This is a genomic window from Rhizobium zaerense (assembly GCF_051810725.1).
In the GTDB taxonomy this organism is placed as follows: domain Bacteria; phylum Pseudomonadota; class Alphaproteobacteria; order Rhizobiales; family Rhizobiaceae; genus Rhizobium; species Rhizobium leguminosarum_I.
Window position 1 is genome coordinate 1,460,523 of the sequence record NZ_CM132690.1, and the last position, 16,978, is coordinate 1,477,500.

General features: G+C 62.1%; 13 protein-coding genes and 1 pseudogene (1 of these 14 running past the window's edge). 2 read left to right on the forward strand and 12 right to left on the reverse strand.

All coding sequences use genetic code 11. The annotated features are described in order from the left end of the window. The first annotated feature begins 8 nt into the window (after nt 1-8). The gene (locus ACS4RR_RS06970) at nt 9-1,514 is read left to right on the forward strand and encodes a tripartite tricarboxylate transporter permease (RefSeq protein WP_456190136.1); all 1,506 of its coding nucleotides are present in this window, start codon (nt 9-11) and stop codon (nt 1,512-1,514) included. Nucleotides 1,515-1,621: 107 nt separating this feature from the next. Beyond that, nucleotides 1,622-2,791: a M20 aminoacylase family protein gene (locus tag ACS4RR_RS06975; RefSeq protein WP_456189886.1), complete on the forward strand. Its 1,170-nt coding sequence runs from the start codon at nt 1,622-1,624 to the stop codon at nt 2,789-2,791. Nucleotides 2,792-2,958: 167 nt separating this feature from the next. Here ACS4RR_RS06975 and ACS4RR_RS06980 read toward each other — a convergent pair whose 3' ends face one another. The 12 genes and pseudogenes from ACS4RR_RS06980 to ACS4RR_RS07035 all read right to left on the reverse strand — a co-directional run. Beyond that, nucleotides 2,959-4,746, reverse strand: coding sequence for an adenine deaminase (locus ACS4RR_RS06980; protein ID WP_456189887.1), 1,788 nt, complete (start codon nt 4,744-4,746; stop codon nt 2,959-2,961). Continuing rightward, nucleotides 4,743-5,663: a nucleoside hydrolase gene (locus ACS4RR_RS06985; protein WP_222384646.1), complete on the reverse strand. Its 921-nt coding sequence runs from the start codon at nt 5,661-5,663 to the stop codon at nt 4,743-4,745. The genes ACS4RR_RS06980 and ACS4RR_RS06985 overlap by 4 nt, the downstream gene beginning before the upstream one ends. Before the next feature lie 4 nt (nt 5,664-5,667). Then, nucleotides 5,668-5,796, reverse strand: a pseudogene (locus ACS4RR_RS06990) (ABC transporter ATP-binding protein); the annotation flags it as partial. A 34-nt stretch (nt 5,797-5,830) separates the two neighbouring features. Further along, a complete protein-coding gene (locus tag ACS4RR_RS06995) occupies nt 5,831-6,874 on the reverse strand; it encodes a LacI family DNA-binding transcriptional regulator (RefSeq protein WP_456189888.1) in 1,044 nt (347 codons plus the stop codon). A 174-nt stretch (nt 6,875-7,048) separates the two neighbouring features. Further along, nucleotides 7,049-8,482 carry an efflux transporter outer membrane subunit gene (locus ACS4RR_RS07000; protein WP_456189889.1) on the reverse strand — a complete coding sequence of 478 codons (1,434 nt, stop codon included), beginning with the start codon at nt 8,480-8,482 and terminating at the stop codon, nt 7,049-7,051. A gap of 150 nt (nt 8,483-8,632) precedes the next feature. Beyond that, nucleotides 8,633-11,743, reverse strand: a complete 3,111-nt coding sequence (locus tag ACS4RR_RS07005) for an efflux RND transporter permease subunit (RefSeq protein ID WP_456189890.1) — start codon at nt 11,741-11,743, stop codon at nt 8,633-8,635. A gap of 48 nt (nt 11,744-11,791) precedes the next feature. Next, on the reverse strand, nt 11,792-13,003 hold the full coding sequence (locus ACS4RR_RS07010; RefSeq protein ID WP_020486253.1) for an efflux RND transporter periplasmic adaptor subunit: 1,212 nt from the start codon (nt 13,001-13,003) through the stop codon (nt 11,792-11,794). 162 nt (nt 13,004-13,165) lie between these two features. Next, nucleotides 13,166-13,768, reverse strand: coding sequence for a TetR family transcriptional regulator (locus ACS4RR_RS07015; RefSeq protein ID WP_407767998.1), 603 nt, complete (start codon nt 13,766-13,768; stop codon nt 13,166-13,168). A gap of 198 nt (nt 13,769-13,966) precedes the next feature. After that, on the reverse strand, nt 13,967-14,911 hold the full coding sequence (locus ACS4RR_RS07020) for a phosphoribosylaminoimidazolesuccinocarboxamide synthase (protein ID WP_170279742.1): 945 nt from the start codon (nt 14,909-14,911) through the stop codon (nt 13,967-13,969). A gap of 260 nt (nt 14,912-15,171) precedes the next feature. Beyond that, on the reverse strand, nt 15,172-15,858 hold the full coding sequence (locus tag ACS4RR_RS07025) for a phosphoribosyltransferase (protein ID WP_456190137.1): 687 nt from the start codon (nt 15,856-15,858) through the stop codon (nt 15,172-15,174). 14 nt (nt 15,859-15,872) lie between these two features. Then, complete coding sequence (locus ACS4RR_RS07030; RefSeq protein ID WP_456189891.1) at nt 15,873-16,679, reverse strand: pseudouridine synthase; 807 nt, start codon at nt 16,677-16,679, stop codon at nt 15,873-15,875. 209 nt (nt 16,680-16,888) lie between these two features. After that, nucleotides 16,889-16,978, reverse strand: partial view of a hypothetical protein gene (locus ACS4RR_RS07035; protein WP_003542611.1) — the 3' portion only. Its footprint extends 117 nt past the window's final position; only the last 90 of its 207 coding nucleotides appear in the window; its start codon lies beyond the right edge, outside the window; the stop codon is at nt 16,889-16,891.

The following is a 16,978-nucleotide window of genomic DNA, read 5'->3' on the forward strand; positions in this document are numbered from 1 at the left end:
AGGCGATGATGGATCTTTTTAGCAATCTCGCGCTCGGCTTTGCAACAGCCGGCACTCCGGAAAACCTACTCTTCTGCCTGATCGGCGTGCTGCTCGGCACGCTGATTGGCGTGCTGCCCGGCATCGGCGCCACGGCGACGATCGCCATGCTCCTGCCGATCACCTTCCAGCTCGAACCAGTCTCCTCGCTGATCATGCTCGCCGGCATCTATTACGGCGCACAGTATGGCGGCTCGACGACGGCGATCCTGATCAACATGCCGGGCAGATCTTCCTCGGCGGTGACCGCGATCGATGGCTACCAGATGGCCCGCAAGGGCAGGGCGGGGGCAGCACTTGCGATCGCGGCGCTCGGCTCGTTCTTCGCTGGCACCGTGTCGACCTTCCTCGTCGCGATCTTCGCGCCGCCGCTCACCGCAATCGCGCTGCAATTCGGCTCGGCGGAATATTTCTCGCTGATGATCGTCGGTCTCGTTTCCTCGATCGCTCTTGCGCACGGGTCTGTCGTCAAGGCGCTGGCCATGGTGGCGCTCGGGCTGCTACTTGGCCTGGTCGGCACCGACATCTATACCGGCACGCCGCGCTTCACGCTCGGCATCCGCGAATATGCCGACGGTCTGAACTTCGTGGCGCTTGCCGTCGGCGTATTCGGGGTTGCCGAAATCCTGCGCAACCTCGAGGGCGAGTCGACACGTACGGTGCTGATGGCAAAGGTCACCGGCCTCTTGCCGTCCCGCCAGGAATTCAAGGAGATGATCGCACCGATCATTCGCGGCACGGCGATCGGTTCGGCGCTCGGCATCCTGCCAGGCGGTGGCGCCATCCTTGCCTCCTTCGCCTCCTATACGGTGGAAAAGCGGATGTCGAAGACGCCGGGGGAATTCGGCAAGGGTGCGGTTGCCGGCGTCGCGGGACCGGAATCGGCCAACAATGCCGGCGCCCAGACCTCGTTCATTCCGCTGTTGACGCTCGGCATTCCGGCCAACCCCGTCATGGCGCTGATGATCGGTGCGATGATCATCCAGGGCATCGTGCCGGGGCCGAATGTCGCCATCGAACAGCCGGCGCTGTTCTGGGGCATCATCGCCTCAATGTGGATCGGCAACCTGATGCTGGTCATCCTCAATCTGCCGCTGATCGGGCTCTGGGTGAAACTGCTGACCGTGCCCTACTACGTGCTCTTCCCTGTCATCATGGCCTTCTGCTCGATCGGGGTCTACAGCGTCAACGCCAATGTTTACGATCTCTATGCCGTCGCCTTCTTCGGGCTCATCGGCTATGTGCTGGCGAAGCTTCGTTGCGAGCCGGCGCCGCTCCTGCTCGGCTTCGTGCTGGGGCCGCTGCTCGAGGAGAACCTGCGTCGCGCCATGATCCTGTCGCGCGGCGATCCCACGACCTTCGTAACGCGACCGATCAGCGCCATTCTCCTGGCGATTGCGGCCGCCGTCCTCATCGTCGTCTTCCTGCCGAGCATCAAGAAGAAGCGCGAGGAGGTGTTCGTCGAGGAAGCCTGAAGGGTTGAACTTGTGGGCCGTTTGATGAACAACGGATGGTCTGACGCGGGCGCCGGTTGGGCGCCCGTCTCGCTTGACAGGATATCCAGGCCCATGAGCATTGCCCGATGAGCATTCCCGCCCGGATGAATGACGAGTTGCCGTTTCTGACCTCCCTGCGCCGCGACCTGCACGCCCATCCCGAACTCGGTTTCGAGGAGGAGCGTACCGCCGGCATTGTCGCGAGGCTTCTCGAAGAGGCCGGCATCACCGTGCATCGCGGACTCGGCGGTACCGGCGTGGTCGGTACGCTGCAGCTCGGCAACGGCACGCGCAGGATCGGGCTCCGCGCCGACATGGATGCGCTTGCCATGTCTGAGATGGCGGAGCGGCCTTATAAATCGACAGTATCAGGTAAGATGCATGCTTGCGGCCATGACGGACATACCGCAATGCTCATCGGCGCCGCCCGGCATCTGGCGGCGACACGGAATTTTTCCGGTACAGTGCATTTCATCTTCCAGCCGGCCGAAGAGGGGCGCGGCGGAGCGAAACGCATGGTCGAGGAGGGGCTGTTTCAACTTTTTCCCTGCGATGCCGTCTATGGGCTGCACAACATGCCTGGGCTTGCGGTCGATGAGATCGCCGTGGTCGAGGGACCGCAGCTTGCCTCCTCCGACAGTTGGCGGATTACCTTCCGCGGGACCGGCACGCATGGCGCCAAGCCGCATCTCGGCCGCGATCCGATCACGGCCGCCGGCACCTTCCTGTCATCGCTGCAGACGATTGTCGGACGGGTGATCGATCCGCTGCAACCGGCGGTCGTCAGCCCCTGTTTCCTGCAGGCGGGCGACCCGAAGGCGCTGAACGTCATTCCTGATATCGTCGAGATTGGCGGAACGGCGCGGGCCTATTCGCCTGAGGTGCGCGATCAGCTGGAGACCGAGATCGGCCGGTTAGCGCAAGGTACCGCGGCCATGTACGGAATCGCAGTGGACTATGCATTCGAGCGGCGAATTCCGCCTGTCGTCAATGATGCGGATGCGACGGCGCGGGCGCTTGGTGCGGCCGGTGCGGTCTTTAATGAGAAGGTGCGGACAAGCTTTCCGCCATCGACCGCGGGAGATGATTTCGCCTTCTTCGCGCAGAATGCACCGGGCTGCTATGTCTGGCTCGGCAACGGTCCGGCGATGGACGGGGCGCTGCACCATAATACGGCTTATGATTTCAACGATGCCGCGCTTGGCTATGGAGCGGCTTATTGGGTGGCGTTGGTGGAGCGGGAGTTGCAAGGGTAAGCTCCGGCGTTTGCCGCCCCTCATTCGCCCTACGGGCACCTTCTCCCCATGGGGAGAAGGGGAATCGATACGTTGCGGCGAGTCTCTTCTTCCCAGCAGGAAGAAGGAGGCGGCAGACGGATGGGGCCACACGGCACTCCATCGTCATATCATATGTGCGTTTTGGCTTACAGAACCTCTAGCACCGGGCTCTCCGTCACTGTCCCCATTACCACATCGGCAATGCCGCGATCGGTCTGATGCGGGCCGGCATTGCAGGCGAGCGTTGCGCCGAAGCAGGCCTTGAAGACCCGATAGGGTGGTTTCCAGTCGACGATCTTTTCCATTGCACTGCGTATGCGGACGAAGGCCAAGGCGGTGTCCTTCAGTGATGCCTCCGTCACCAGACCGGAGAGCGGTAGCGGCAGCATCGCTTCGATCCGCCCATCCTTGGCGACCGCCATGCCGCCGCCGGCTGATATGACGGCGTTGGCGGCGAGCGCCATGTCGCCCGCATTGCCACCGAAGACGGTGAGGTTGTGGCTGTCATGCGAAACCGTGGTGCAGAAGGCGCCGCGCCATTCACCCCAGCCGGTGAGGAAGCCGATGCGCGGGATGCTGTCGGTCTTGCCGTGGCGATGGACGACGGAGATCATGGCGCTGCCGACCGGCGGCACGACGAAACCGTCCCTCACTTCGGTTTCGGCCTCGCCCCATTGCGTGAAGCGCGGGCGGTCGATGGTGGCGACGCGGACGCGCTCGCCCTGGGCCGGAATGCGGAAATCATTCTCGGTCAGCGGCGGCAGCTTCGTCGAATTGACAAGCGGCGCCGTATCAATCTGCTGGACGGCCACCTGCATGCGGCCGTTGCGGGCGACGATACGGCCGCCTGATATGACCAGCCGCGCGCGGAATTCCGTGAGGTCGTCAAAGAGCACCATGTCGGCGCGGCGGCCGGCGGCGAGGAGGCCGAGATCGGGACGCTGCAGACGTTGTGCGGCATTGAAGGTCGCTGCACGGATGGCCCATTCCGGCTTCATGCCGTAGCGCACCAGGCGCCTGATGACGTCGTCGAGGCCGCCGTCTTCCTGGAGTTCGTCGGGAAAGACGTCGTCGGTGCAGAGCGTGACGGCCGGGGGCAGGTGGCCGAGACCGTTCAGCACCTCGACGAACTCCTTCAGCAGATGGTCGTGAGAGCCGCGCAGCTCGATCGTCAGGCCGGCGGAAAGCTTGGCAAGGAGATCGGCGCCGGAGGTAAGTTCGTGGTCGGAGGTGATGCCCGATGCCATGAAGGCGTTGAGATCGGTGCCTTCGAGGCCGCGGGCATGGCCGCAGACGAGCTTGCCGGCGGCAAGGCCGGCATTGACGATGGCGGTCATGCGCGGATCGCCGTCAATGACGCCGCGCATGTTCATCACTTCGGCGACGCCACCGACGGCGGAGGAGCGCAGCATCTCGGCGACGACGGCAGCATCGAAATCGGCGCCGGCAATTTCCAGGCCTGGCGCGGAAGGCACACAGGAGGGCGCGAGCAGGATCACGCGCAGTGGCAGGCCGCGCGCCGCCTCGATCGCCCAGCGCACGCCGTCGAGCCCATGGACGGTGCCGAATTCGTGCGGATCCCAGACGATCGTCGTCACGCCGCGCGGCAAGACGGCGTTCGCATATTCGGCCGGCGTCACCATCGAACTTTCGACATGCATGTGCGTGTCGATCAGGCCGGGCGTCAGGATGCGGCCCGAAGCATCGATGGTCTCGATGGCATCCGTTCGGCTTGCCGGGGCATGGACGCTTGATATCAGCGCGCCGACGAGGCCGACATCGGCTTCCCGGATCAGGCCCGTTACCGCATCGAGCAGCCTGCCGCCGGTGATCAGCACGTCGAAAGGAGCGTCGCCGCGCGCTGCAGTGACGGCGCGGGCGCGCAAGGCGGGATCATTGAGATCGGCGGGTTCCTGACGAGGGGTGGCGTTCATTTGCGGGCCTCGTTGACCAAAGCGGCGAGAATGATGACACGCGCCGTGCCGGCATCGATGTCGGCGGCGAATTGGGCATTGAAGGTCGCATGCGTGGCGCGGGTCTCGACGATGGTGCGGCCACGGGTGAGGGCACCCTGCAGCTCGACGTCGATGCGGGCGGGACGGAAGCTCACGACATCAGGGGCTACGAAGGCGACGGCCGCAGAGGGGTCGTAGATTGCCATCGCCGGGCGGCCGCGGCTGGTGCCGATGCGGATATAGGCCGAGAACATATCGGTGATCAGCTCTGCATTGGCGCCGCCGGCATTGCGCATGGGTTCGGTGTCCTCAGGCCTTGCCAGCACCTTGCGGCAGAGGTCGAGATCGACCATGCGCAGCGGAAGGCCATGGGCGATGACGATCGAGAGGGCCTCGGGATCGGCGAGCGCGTTGAATTCGGCGGAGGCCGTATGGTTGCCGCTGGTGACGCCGCCGCCCATCCAGACGAGTTCGGTGATACGGGCGGCAAGATCGGGCCGGGCAAGAGCCACGGCGGCGATGTTGGTGAGGGGCCCGAGCGCCAGGATACGGTGCTGGCCCTGGCGCTCCAGCCAACGGCAGAGTGCTGCGAAGGCATCGCTGTCGGCAAGGGCCGCCACCTTCGGCAGGCTCTTGCCTGATGTCGGGATGCCGGTTTCGCCGAGGATCGCCTGCGCGGTTTCGAGCTTGCCGAGCACGGGCATGGCGCGGCCGGTGTGGATGGGAAACTTCCAGCCGAAGGCACTGGCGGCGCCGGCGGCGTTCACCTTTACCTGCGCCAGAGGCGTATTGCCGAAGACCAGCGATACGCCGTCGATCTCGAATTCCGACTGCACCACCACCAGAATGGCGGCGATATCGTCGAAGCCCATATCGGTGTCGATCCAGACGCCCATGATTTCACCCGAAACGTTTGAGGTTTGCAGCACCTGCAACCGGCAGATCGAAGGTGAGTGCACTGCCGGTCTCGTGCGACGGCAGGCATGCATCGATCTCCGCTTTGATCGGGCCGAGCGCGGTGTCGAGGAGGAGTGCTGCCGAGGCAATGAAAGCTTTTTTCATCTCACATTTTCTCCATCTCTGAGGTTTTTGGTGCCGGCTTCGCAGGCCGGGATGATTGGCGGACGATCAGCTGCATGGCGACGCGTTCGATCTCCGCGGTAACGAGCACGCCCTTGCGGATGGTGCTTGTTTTTATAGTATCCACCAGCGCCGATACGGCAATTTCGGCAATCCTATCCATGTCCATCCGGACCGTCGTCAGCGACGGCGTGACAACAGGCGACCAGATGAGGTCGTCGAAACCGGTGACGCTGACGTCAGTGGGAATGTTGATGCCAGCCTGCTGCAACTCCGTCAGCGCCCGCAACGCCTGCAGGTCGGAGAGGGCTGCGAAGGCGGTGAAACCCTGTCTGACTTTTTCGGCGAGGCCGAGCGGGCAGCCACTGCCGTTCTCCCGCTCCAGCCGGTCGATCCACAGGGTTTCCGAATGCATGCCCGGGCGCATGCCGGAGCGGATGCCGCCGGCGCGGTCGTTCTGGACGTTGGATCCCTGATTGTTGCCGATGATGAGGATACGGCGATGGCCGAGGCCCGCCAGATGAACGGCGATTTCGTGGCCGCCCTGCCAATGGTCGGCGGCAACGGTGTTTCCAGGCGTCGAGGGAGTATCGATGATGGCGACCGGACAGGCCGCTGCCGAAATGCGGGTGGCGCGGCGGGGAATGATGACCATGCCGTCGACGCCGCGCTCGGCAAGCCGGTTGATCGCCTCGGTCTGGGCGGCGACATCGCCGCGGGAATCGGCGATCAGCACGCCGTAACCTGCGGCGGACGCAGCAAATTCGATCGCCTGCGCGATCTTCGGGAACAGCGGATTGGCGATATCGGGCAGCACTAGACCGAGAACGCCGCTGCGGCCGGTCCGTAGCGCCCGGCCGGCCTGGCTCGGGACGTAACCGAGTTCGGCCGCATGCTCGCGAATTCTTTCGACCAATTGGCCGGAGACCCGGCCTTTGCCGGAAAGGGCATTGGAGACCGTCGCGACGGAGACGCCGAGCGACGTTGCTATCCTGCTGAGGTTCGGTCCCGGGCGCGGTGCTGCCATGATCGACGATCACTTTGATTAATCGTTTAATCAGAGTGATAGCTCAGCTTTTTCTGCATGTCGAATCCAAATGCATCTTATCGCAATTATTCGATTGCGGCACGCCGCAGGCAAGAAAAAGCCCCGCGAGGCAATCGCGAGGCTTTGTACTTCTCAAGTCGATTGCGGCAGCTGTCAGCCCTTGACAGCCACAACCTTCGCCGCCGGTGCGGTCGTCTTGCCGTCGGGGGCGAAGCCACCACCAACCGCGATGTTCAGCGAGACATAGTCCTTGGCCATCTGTTGGACGGATGCGGCAAGGCTTGCCTGGGCCAGCGAAACCTGGCGCTGCGCGTCGAGAACGTCGAGCAGCGAGGAGGCGCCGTCCTTGTAGGATGCAGTCGAAAGTTCCAGCGTTTCCTGCGTGGTCTTCACCTGGGCCTGAAGCGCCGCGACCGTTTGCGCGTCACGCCGGACGGCCGAGAGCGCATTCTCGACCTGCTCGACCGCGGTCAGCACCGTCGATTTCCAGTTGAGATAGGCAGTGGCGGCGTCGGACTGTGCCGACTTGACGTTGGCGCGAAGGCGGCCACCATCGAAGATCGGCAGGTTGAGCGTCGGGCCGAAGGACCATGGCGTCAGGCCGCCATGGATGCCACGCTGGTTGATGTAAGACGGCGAGATCGAGCCGCTAAGCGAGATGCTCGGATAAAGCTGCGCCTGGGCAACGCCGATATTGGCCGTTGCGGCGGCAAGATCACGTTCCGCGACGCGGATGTCCGGACGATTGCGGATCAGGTCGGCCGGGATGCCGGAGGTGATGCCGCCGCGGAATACCGGCTGACCGGAGCCCTTCAGCAATTCATCGACAAGAGCCGAAGCCGGCAGGCCGAGCAGCGTGGCGATGTGATGGGCCGATACGCGGATATTGGTTTCGAGGCCGGGAATTTCGGCGAGCGTCGACTGCACCAGGCCTTCGGCCTGAACGACGTCAAGACGCGAGGCGGCGCCGGCTTCCAGCTGGAACTTGGTCAGCTCGTAGGTTTCCTGACGGGACTTCAGATTGGTCTTCGAAAGCGCTAGACGCTGCTGGAAGTAGCGAACGTCGATATAGCTCGAGACAAGGTCCTGTATGAGGGTCAGCCTGGCAACGTCAGCCGATGCGTAAGCGGAATCGAGCGAGGCAAGCGCGCTCTCCGTATTGCGCTTGTAGAGCCCGAAGAGATCGAGCAGCCAGCTCAGCTGGACGTCGCCGGCACTGGTATTGCGCGTGTCGAACTGCGTGCGCAGCTCGCCCTTCTGGCCGCTGACCGTCTGCGAGGCGCCGACATTCAAATTCGGCAGGCCGCCGGCGCCGGCAGTGGTCACGTTTGCGGAAGCTGCATTGATTCTTTCGATCGCCTGTTGAACTGTCAGGTTCTGATCGAGGCCGGCCTTGACGTAGCCGTTCAGTCTTGGATCCTTGAAGGCGGTCCACCATGCTGCAGTAGCAACATCGCCATCACTCTTGGTCCCACCCTCTCCGAATTTGGCGGGCAGCGGCATCTCAGGAGAAACATGATCCGGGCCTACAACGCAGCCCGACAACAATAACAATAATGCCGGTGTGGCAAAACGAAGAGATACCATTCATTTCATCCTGTACTCGAGCAAGTCAATTCTTGTCCGAAGCTTCATGCTTCACTATCGGCCGCCGCGCCTCGTTCTACCAAAAACACCATTCCGAAGCAGTCGGGCGCAATGTAGCAACGGGAACAGCAATATCACAGTGCATTTATATCACAGTCCTGCCGCATTTTTGCCGCGTGTGGCAAAGATGCGTCGAATGACGACGAAAAACGACGGCACGAAGAAAATTCCGAGCATCGTCGCCGCCAGCATGCCGCCGAGAACGCCGATACCAATGGCATTCTGTGCCGCCGAGCCCGCGCCTGTCGCGATCGCCAGCGGCACGACGCCGAGAATGAAGGCAAGCGAAGTCATGATGATCGGCCGCAGGCGCAATCTCGCTGCTTCCAATGTCGCCTCGTAGAGCCCCATGCCGCTTTCCATGCGATCCTTGGCGAATTCGACAATCAGGATGGCGTTTTTTGCCGCCAGCCCGATAGTGGTGAGCAGGCCAACCTTGAAATAGACGTCGTTCGCCTGGCCGAAAAGGGTTGCCGCCGTCAACGCTCCGAGGATGCCGACGGGCACCGCCATGATCACCGAGAAGGGGATCGACCAGCTTTCGTAAAGCGCTGCCAGGCAGAGGAAGACGACGAGAACCGAGATCGCATAGAGCATCGGCGCCTGCGAACCGGAAAGCCGTTCCTGATAGGAGATGCCCTGCCAGGCAACCGTATAACCGCCGCCGAGCTCACTGGTCAGGGCTTCCATTTCGTTCATCGCATCGCCGGAAGAAACTCCGGGTGCGGCAGCGCCGTCAAGCGGAATGGCGCTGACGGCATTGAAGCGGGCAAGCGAGGGCGCGCCCTTCACCCACTCGGTGCGGGTAAAGGCGGAGAATGGCACCATTTCGCCGTCATTGTTGCGGGCGTACCAGTGGTTGAGATCGTCCGGCTGCATGCGGAAGGGCGCATCGCCCTCGACATAGACCGGCTTGATCTCGCCGTTCAACGTGAAGTCGTTGACGTCGCGGCCGGTGAAGATGATCGACAGCATCGAATTGACCGAGGCGATGTCGACGCCCATGGCGCCGATCTTTTCCTGATCGAGCACGATGCGCATCTGCGGCTCGACTTCCTTGTTGCTGCTGCGCAGCGCCACGACTTTACCCGAGCTGTTGCCCATCTGGATTAGCCGCTTGGAGGCTGCCGTCAGAGCGTCGTTGCCGTGGCCGCCGGTATCGACGAGATACATCGAGAAGCCGCTCGACACGCCGAGGCCCTGGATTGCCGGCGGCAGGAGCGCGAAGACCTGTGCCTCGCGCATCGCAAAGAAGCTGCGAAGCGCCCGGCTGACAACCGACTGAGCACTCAGATTTGGATCGGTGCGCAGCGAAAAATCCTTGAGCTTGGTGAAAACGATGGCGCTGTTCTGGCCGGAGCCGTTGAATCCAAAGCCGAGGGCGCCGAAGACCGATTCGACGGCATCCTTCTCATTCTGGCGATAATAGTTTTCCACCTTCTCAACGACGGCCTGGGTCTGCTGCGTGGTCGAGCCAGGCGGCGTGGTGACGATGGTCAGCAGCACGCCCTGATCTTCCTGCGGCAGGAAAGAGCTCGGCAGCCGGGTGAATAGATAGGCACAGCCGGTGCCGACGAGAAGAAAGACCAGCATGACGCGGATCGGCCGCTTCAGGAGATAGCCGATGGTCCTGACATAGCCGTTGGTCGAGCTCGTGAAGTTGCGGTTGAACCAGTCGCCGACCCGGTGTTTCCGGTGTTCGCTGACCGGCTTCAGCATCGTGGCGCAGAGCGCCGGCGTTAGCACGATCGCAACGAGTGCCGACAGCAGCATGGCCGATACGATGGTGATCGAGAACTGGCGATAGATGATGCCTGTCGAGCCGCCGAAGAAGGCCATCGGAATGAAGACGGCGGTCAGCACGAGCGCAATGCCGACAATGGCGCCGGTGATCTCGCCCATCGATTTCTCCGTCGCTTCGAGCGGCGAAAGCTTCTCTTCCGACATGATGCGTTCGACGTTTTCGACGACGACGATCGCATCGTCGACCAAAAGGCCGATCGCCAGCACCATGGCAAACATCGTCAGCGTATTGATCGAGTAGCCGGTGACCGCAAGCACCCCGAAGGTGCCGAGCAGCACCACGGGAACGGCGATGGTCGGGATCAGCGTGGCGCGCAGATTTTGCAGGAAGACGAGCAGCACCACGAAGACGAGCACGATTGCCTCGATCAGCGTATGCACGACCTTCTCGATCGACAGTTCGACGAAGGGTGTCGTGTCATAGGGATAGGTGATCTTTACGCCTTCCGGCAGAGTGCGGCCGATGACATCGAGTGCGGACCGCACGCGGGCGGCGGTATCGATCGCGTTGGCGCCGATTGCGAGGTTGACGGCAAAGCCGCTCGAAGGCATGCCGTTGTAGCGCGAACTCCCCCCATAGCTCTCCTGACCGATCTCGATGCGCGAGACGTCGCTCAAGCGCACCGTCGCGCCGTCCTTTTCGACCTTCAGGATAATGTGCTCGAAATCGGCGACGGTGGTCAGCTGGCTTTGGGCGGTGATGGTGACGTTGATCTGCTGGCCGGGGATCGTCGGCTGGGCGCCGAGCGAGCCAACGGAGACCTGGGTGTTCTGGGCCTGGATGGCAGACGTCACATCGCTCGGCGTCAACTGGTATTTCAAGAGCTTGAACGGATCGAGCCAGACGCGCATGGCGTATCCCGAACCGAAGACATTGATGCTGCCGACGCCTTCCAGGCGCTGGATCTGATCCTCGATCGAGGTCGACATGATATTGCCGAGGTCGACGGAGTTGCGTTTGCCATCGGTCGAAACAAGCGAGCCGACGAGAAGGATGCTCGAGGTCGAGCGCGTCACGCTGATGCCGGCATCGATGACGTCGCCCGGAAGCTGCGACTGGACCAGCTGCAGCTTGTTCTGCACTTGCACCTGGGCGATGTCAGGATCGATGCTGGTTCCGAAAGTGAGCTGGATGTTGGCCGACCCGGTCGACGAGGTCGAGGTCATATAGGTGAGGTCGTCGAGGCCGGTCATGCCGTCTTCGATGATCGTCGTCACCGATTTCTCGACCGTCTCGGCGCTGGCGCCGCGATAGGTGGCGTTGATGCGAACCGTCGTCGGGGCGATGTCGGGGTATTGAGAGATCGACAGGGTGAAAATCGCCAGCAGGCCGGCGAGCATGATGGTGATCGCAATGACCCAGGCGAAAATTGGACGTCGGATGAAAAACTTGGCCATCGGTTGTTCCTGTGCGGCTGGGACGGTGACGATGCGGGCCTGCAGCGATTATTTCGCTGCAGCCTTCTCAGCGTCACCGGCCGCAGGCTGTTCGGCAGGCACGACCACGCCGTTGTCATTGATTTTCATCGGGACCGGTTTCACCGGCATGCCCACCGTGACGGACTGGAGGCCGGTGACGATCAGCTGATCGCCGTCCTTGATGCCTTCGGTCACGAGCCAGGAATTGTTGGAGGGCGAACTGTTCTCGAAGGCGCGGGTTTCGACCTTGCCGTCGGCGGAAACGAATTGTGCCGTCAGCCGGCCGTTGGCGTCACGGCTTGTCGCCAGCTGCGGCAGCGCATAACCGGCCTCGGCGCCGAGCTCGACGGTTGCGCGGACATACATGCCGGGCAGCACGATGCGGTCGGGATTGGGAAAGAGCACACGAATGATGAAGGTGCCAGTGGTCTCGCTGACGACCTGCTTCGACATGTCGAGCTTGCCTTGCTGATTGTATTCCTTGCCGTCTTCGAGGATCAGGTGGAAGGCGACGTTCTCCGCACCCTCGATGTTGCCGGCGGCCATCGCATCGCGCAACCTCAGCAGGTTGGTGCTCGATTCCGTCAGCGAGATATAGATCGGATCGAGTTGGCGGATGGTCGTCAGCGCCGTCGTCTGGTTGGCAGAGACGACGTTGCCGACATTAACGGCCGTTTGGTCGATGATGCCATCAAAAGGGGCGACGATCCTGGTATGGTCGAGGTCGATCTGTGCGGCGGAAAGCGCGGCCTTCGCCGACTCGACTTCGGCCTTGGCCTGGAGCAGCGTCGTCTTAGCCGTTTCGAATTCGATCTGGGTGGCACCGCTGCCGACGAGGCGCTGGTAGCGGTCGAGATTGCTTTCAGCGCTCGGTACGCTGGCTTGCGCCTTGGAGATTGCCGCCTTGGCCTGCTCGACGGCGGCTATGTAGGGTGCATCCTCGATCTGGTAGAGAAGGTCGCCCTTCTTGATCTCGCCGCCTTCCTTAAAGGCGACCTCGCGGATCAGGCCGCTCACCTGCGGCCGGATATCGGCGGTCTGAAATGTCTCGGCACGGCCAGGCAGGATCGTGGTGATCGGGAACGTGCCCTTCGTCAACGCGATCACGCCGACCGGGGCAGCCTGCTGTGCCGCGCCTGCGCCCGCATTGCCCGCAGGCTTGGAGCCACTGTCGCTGCAGGCGGCGAGAAGGGCTGCGAATGCCAGGGCCGAGGGAACGAGGAGGGCACGCCGTATCATGCTGAATTCCTGTGCGGTAGCATTCGCCATTCAATCTATGCGCTCGATCCAGCGCTCGGCTGGGCCGAGCACTGGCTTGTACAAGCATCAGGATTGGTTTCAAATGCCGTTATCCGAATTTAACAAAAGCTTTACGAAGTGACGTAATTCAACAATCATCACTTAGCAAGCGCTATTTTGCAGTGCGGCATCGACGAAACACACGATTTTTTCGGCGCGGTGAACAAGGGTCTCCTTGTCGTCGCGAGCGATCAGGACAGGGTGCAGCACGCAGGCCAGGATGTCTGCAACGGTACGCGCCGCGCTCTCGGGATGGCGGCAATGATAACGTCCCTCCGCCATGCCTTCACGGATGATCTCGCCGAGCTTCGCTTCGATGCGGGCGCGGTAACGATTGCCGGCCTCGAGTTTGGCTTCGATCGTCGAGAGTACCATTTCGAAGATATAAGGGTTCTTCTGGATGTCCTGGAGGTGGCTTTCCAGCAGGCGCAGGATGAAGCGGAGCAGTTGTTCCTTTGGCGGCAGCTTCTCATCGCAGGCGGCGAAGCGCTCGGCGGCATCATCGAGATGGCGTCCGGCGATCGCATCGACCAGCGCGACCTTGGAGCGGAAATGCTTGAAGACATTGGCGGGCGACATGTGGAGCGCGCCGGCGATATCGGCGATCGACACCGCGACGAAGCCCCGCTCGCGAAACAGCATCTCCGCCATGGAGAGAATGTCTTCCCGCGTTTCCTCGGCCTTGCGTCTTGGCCTTCTTGCCATTTGTTCCCCGCCGGGCTGAGCCCGATACCCCTTTTTTCTGATGCTAGCGCATAACCCCGAAAATCGGAATCGATTTTCGGGAAGGATTATGCGCCAATTCAAAGTGATAGAGCGTCCTCTCGGACGCGCGGCGCTCTAGCGCGATGGGTGAAACGTCGCAAGCCGGTGAACGGCTTGGCGGCCTTCGCGTTCGTCTTTTCAAGGGAAATAGCGGGCGAGGTTGGCTCGGACACGAGCAAGCGGCGTCTCGCCGCTGTTGTCTGGAACAAAACGCTCACCGGTGATCGCCTCGTAGGCTTTGATGTAGACGGCCGAGGTCTGCTCGATCAGTTCGGCGGGGATTTCCGGGATCTCGTCCTTATAGGGATCGCAACGCTCCGCCACCCAGGCGCGGACGAAATCCTTGTCGAAGCTTTCCGGGCGTTTCCCGGCGGCAAAGCTTGCCGGATAGCTTTCGGCAAGCCAGTAGCGGCTGCTGTCCGGCGTGTGGATCTCGTCAGCGAGGATAATGTTGCCGTCACCATCAGTGCCGAACTCGTATTTGGTATCGACCAGAATCAGGCCGCTTTTCGCCGCCATCTCCTGGCCGCGGGCAAAGAGGGCGAGCGCATATGTCGACAGCGTCTGCCATTGCTCTTTCGTGAGAAGGCCACGCGTGACGATTTCGGCCGGCGTCAGCGGTTCATCGTGACCGCCGTCGAATTCCTTGCTGGTCGGCGTGATGACGGGTTCGGGCAGGACCTGGTTGTCGCGCATACCGTCGGGCAGACGCATGCCGTACATCTCGCGCTCGCCCTTTTTATAAAGCGTCAGGATCGAGGTGCCGGTGGTGCCGGCGAGATAACCACGCACGACGATCTCGACCGGGAGGATGTCAAGCCGCTTGCCGATAACGACATTCGCATCGGGATAGTCGAGAACGTGGTTCGGGCAGATGTCTTTCGTCGCCTCGAACCAGTAGCGCGCCGTCTGCGTCAGCACTTGGCCTTTATAGGGGATGCTGGTGAGGATGCGGTCGAAAGCGCTCAACCGGTCGGTGCTTATAATGATGCGGCGTCCGTCCGGAAGATCGTAATTCTCGCGCACCTTACCGCGGTAATAGTTGGGCAATTCCGGGAAATGGGCTTCGGAGAGAATTCGCACGGCGCTCGACTGTCCTTCATTATTGGGTGAAGACTTCCTGCTCTAGTTTCATTGCTGGGGAAGTCAAGTCGATCGGGTATCGCCCGCAGGCCGACATAGGCGAAATCGAAGAAGCGAAAGCCGGTTCCGGTCGCCTTGGCGAGCGCATCGAACGACATGGGCGGGTCCGTTGTTTCATCGATCAGGGGGACTGTAATCGTTCCTCATGCGCTGTACAGAGGCGCTTTCAGGCAGAGATTGAACAATCCTCATACCTCGCGTTAAGCTGGTGGTGCCTGCCACCGACTCATGGCGTTCCGCTCCAGAATGGGGGTTGCGAAGACGCCGACGGTGCGCGCGTTCCATTGCGGCCCAGCGGCTGCGAGGCTGTCGCGCCAGCGCTCCGATTGCAGCATGGCGGCACCGATAACGACGGGTTCGATACCGCAGCCCGTCAGCAGATGAAGACCGGCGACGATCGAGGCGCCGCTGGAAATGACGTCATCGATGAGTGCGACGCGCCGTCTCTCAAGCAGCGGCAACATGCGCGGATCGATATAGAGGCGTTTCTGCTGTGTCGGCGTGGTGATTGAAGACAGGGCAACGGAGAGCTCATCGCGATACCAAAATTTACGCGAGGTGCCGAGCGGAACGTAGCGGCTATGGCCGAGCTTCTGCGCCACGGCGGCGGCCAGCGTCAGGCCGAGCGTTGGCATGCCGGCGACGACATCGATGCGCATGGGTCTGATCTTTTCGGCAAGGCTTTCGGCGAGCGCATCGAGCACGGCGAAGCTTGCCTGGTTGACGATCAGCGAGGCGAGGGCGTGATCGCCATCCGCCAGCACGCGGATCGGCAGGCGAAGCTGACGGCCATCTTCGAGCACGGCGACATAGAAGGAGGTAAATTCCCCATTGCCGGCAAAGGTGCCGGGCGGGTGAAGCTCCTGCCAGAAATCGTGCGGCGCCATTTCCGTCGCAGCAGTCAATTGCGTCTCGTCCTTTCCATGCCGGTTCTCCGGCGCAGCGCCTGCAATTCCGCTTCGCTCAGCGCACGCACGGCGCCTTTTGGCAGTTCGCCGAGTTCGAGCCCGCCGATTGCGACGCGCACAAGGCGCAGGCATTCGGTTCCCAGCGCCTCCAGCATCCGGCGGATCTGGCGGTTGCGGCCCTCGTCGAGCTCGACCTCGATCCATGAATTCCTGTCGCCCTGGCGCAGGCGCTGCGCGGCGGTGGCCGTCAGCAACTCGCCGTCGTGGCGGATGCCCGATGTCATGGCGGCAATGTCCTCATCGTCCATGATGCGGTCGATCTGGACATGATAGGTCTTCGTCAGATGCGTGACCGGATCGAGCAGTATCTGGGCGAATTCGGTGTCGTTGGTGAAAAGCAGCAGGCCCTCGCTCGCCTTGTCGAGCCGGCCGACCGGAGAGAGATGCGGGATGTCGAAGTCCCTGAGGCAATCATAGACCGTCGGCCTGCCTTCGGGATCGTGGCGGGTGGTGACGAGCCCGCGGGGCTTGTTGAGCATCAGATAGATTTTCGCTTCGGCAGCGATGACGAGGCCGTCGATGCTGATCCTTGCCGTGGCAAGATCGACCCATGCGGAGATATCGCTGACGGTGCGGCCGTCGACCGCAACGCGATTTTCGGCAATCAGACGTTCGGCCTGCGTGCGGGAGCAATAACCGAGCTTGGAAAGGGCGCGGGGAAGGGTAACCCGCTTAGGCGCGGCGTTGTCGGCGGGTTTTGTCCGCTCACGCGTTTTGTGCGGTGGGCGCCGCTCCCTCATCTGCCATCCTTGCATAATTCAAAGTGCTACAGTGTCGTCTGCGTGTCTGAAAAGACGCGCGGCGCTGCTTTTGCTGCCGCTTTCTTGGCATGAACGGTGCAAGGATGCCAGCAAGGCAAATTAAAAACGAGGGGGAAGAACAGGCGCCGCAAAAGAGGCTCAGCGCTTTGGCATAAAGCGCCGTCACGGCTTGATAGGGTGGTGCTGCCTCAGCGGCAAGCCATGAAGCCGGCAAGTTCCTTACGGCTGACGACAATACCGGCGGCGGCCTTGACCGGATCCGGATGGGTGTAGGACAG

Excerpts from the sequence above, each read along its gene's own strand:
- ACS4RR_RS06970 (WP_456190136.1), top strand. The coding sequence starts at position 9 with ATGGATCTTTTTAGCAATCTCGCGCTCGGCTTTGCAACAGCCGGCACT.
- ACS4RR_RS06975 (WP_456189886.1), top strand. The coding sequence starts at position 1,622 with ATGAGCATTCCCGCCCGGATGAATGACGAGTTGCCGTTTCTGACCTCC.
- ACS4RR_RS06980 (WP_456189887.1), bottom strand. The coding sequence starts at position 4,746 with ATGAACGCCACCCCTCGTCAGGAACCCGCCGATCTCAATGATCCCGCC.
- ACS4RR_RS06985 (WP_222384646.1), bottom strand. The coding sequence starts at position 5,663 with ATGGGCGTCTGGATCGACACCGATATGGGCTTCGACGATATCGCCGCC.
- ACS4RR_RS06995 (WP_456189888.1), bottom strand. The coding sequence starts at position 6,874 with ATGGCAGCACCGCGCCCGGGACCGAACCTCAGCAGGATAGCAACGTCG.
- ACS4RR_RS07000 (WP_456189889.1), bottom strand. The coding sequence starts at position 8,482 with ATGGTATCTCTTCGTTTTGCCACACCGGCATTATTGTTATTGTTGTCG.
- ACS4RR_RS07005 (WP_456189890.1), bottom strand. The coding sequence starts at position 11,743 with ATGGCCAAGTTTTTCATCCGACGTCCAATTTTCGCCTGGGTCATTGCG.
- ACS4RR_RS07010 (WP_020486253.1), bottom strand. The coding sequence starts at position 13,003 with ATGATACGGCGTGCCCTCCTCGTTCCCTCGGCCCTGGCATTCGCAGCC.
- ACS4RR_RS07015 (WP_407767998.1), bottom strand. The coding sequence starts at position 13,768 with ATGGCAAGAAGGCCAAGACGCAAGGCCGAGGAAACGCGGGAAGACATT.
- ACS4RR_RS07025 (WP_456190137.1), bottom strand. The coding sequence starts at position 15,858 with ATGGCGCCGCACGATTTCTGGCAGGAGCTTCACCCGCCCGGCACCTTT.
- ACS4RR_RS07030 (WP_456189891.1), bottom strand. The coding sequence starts at position 16,679 with ATGAGGGAGCGGCGCCCACCGCACAAAACGCGTGAGCGGACAAAACCC.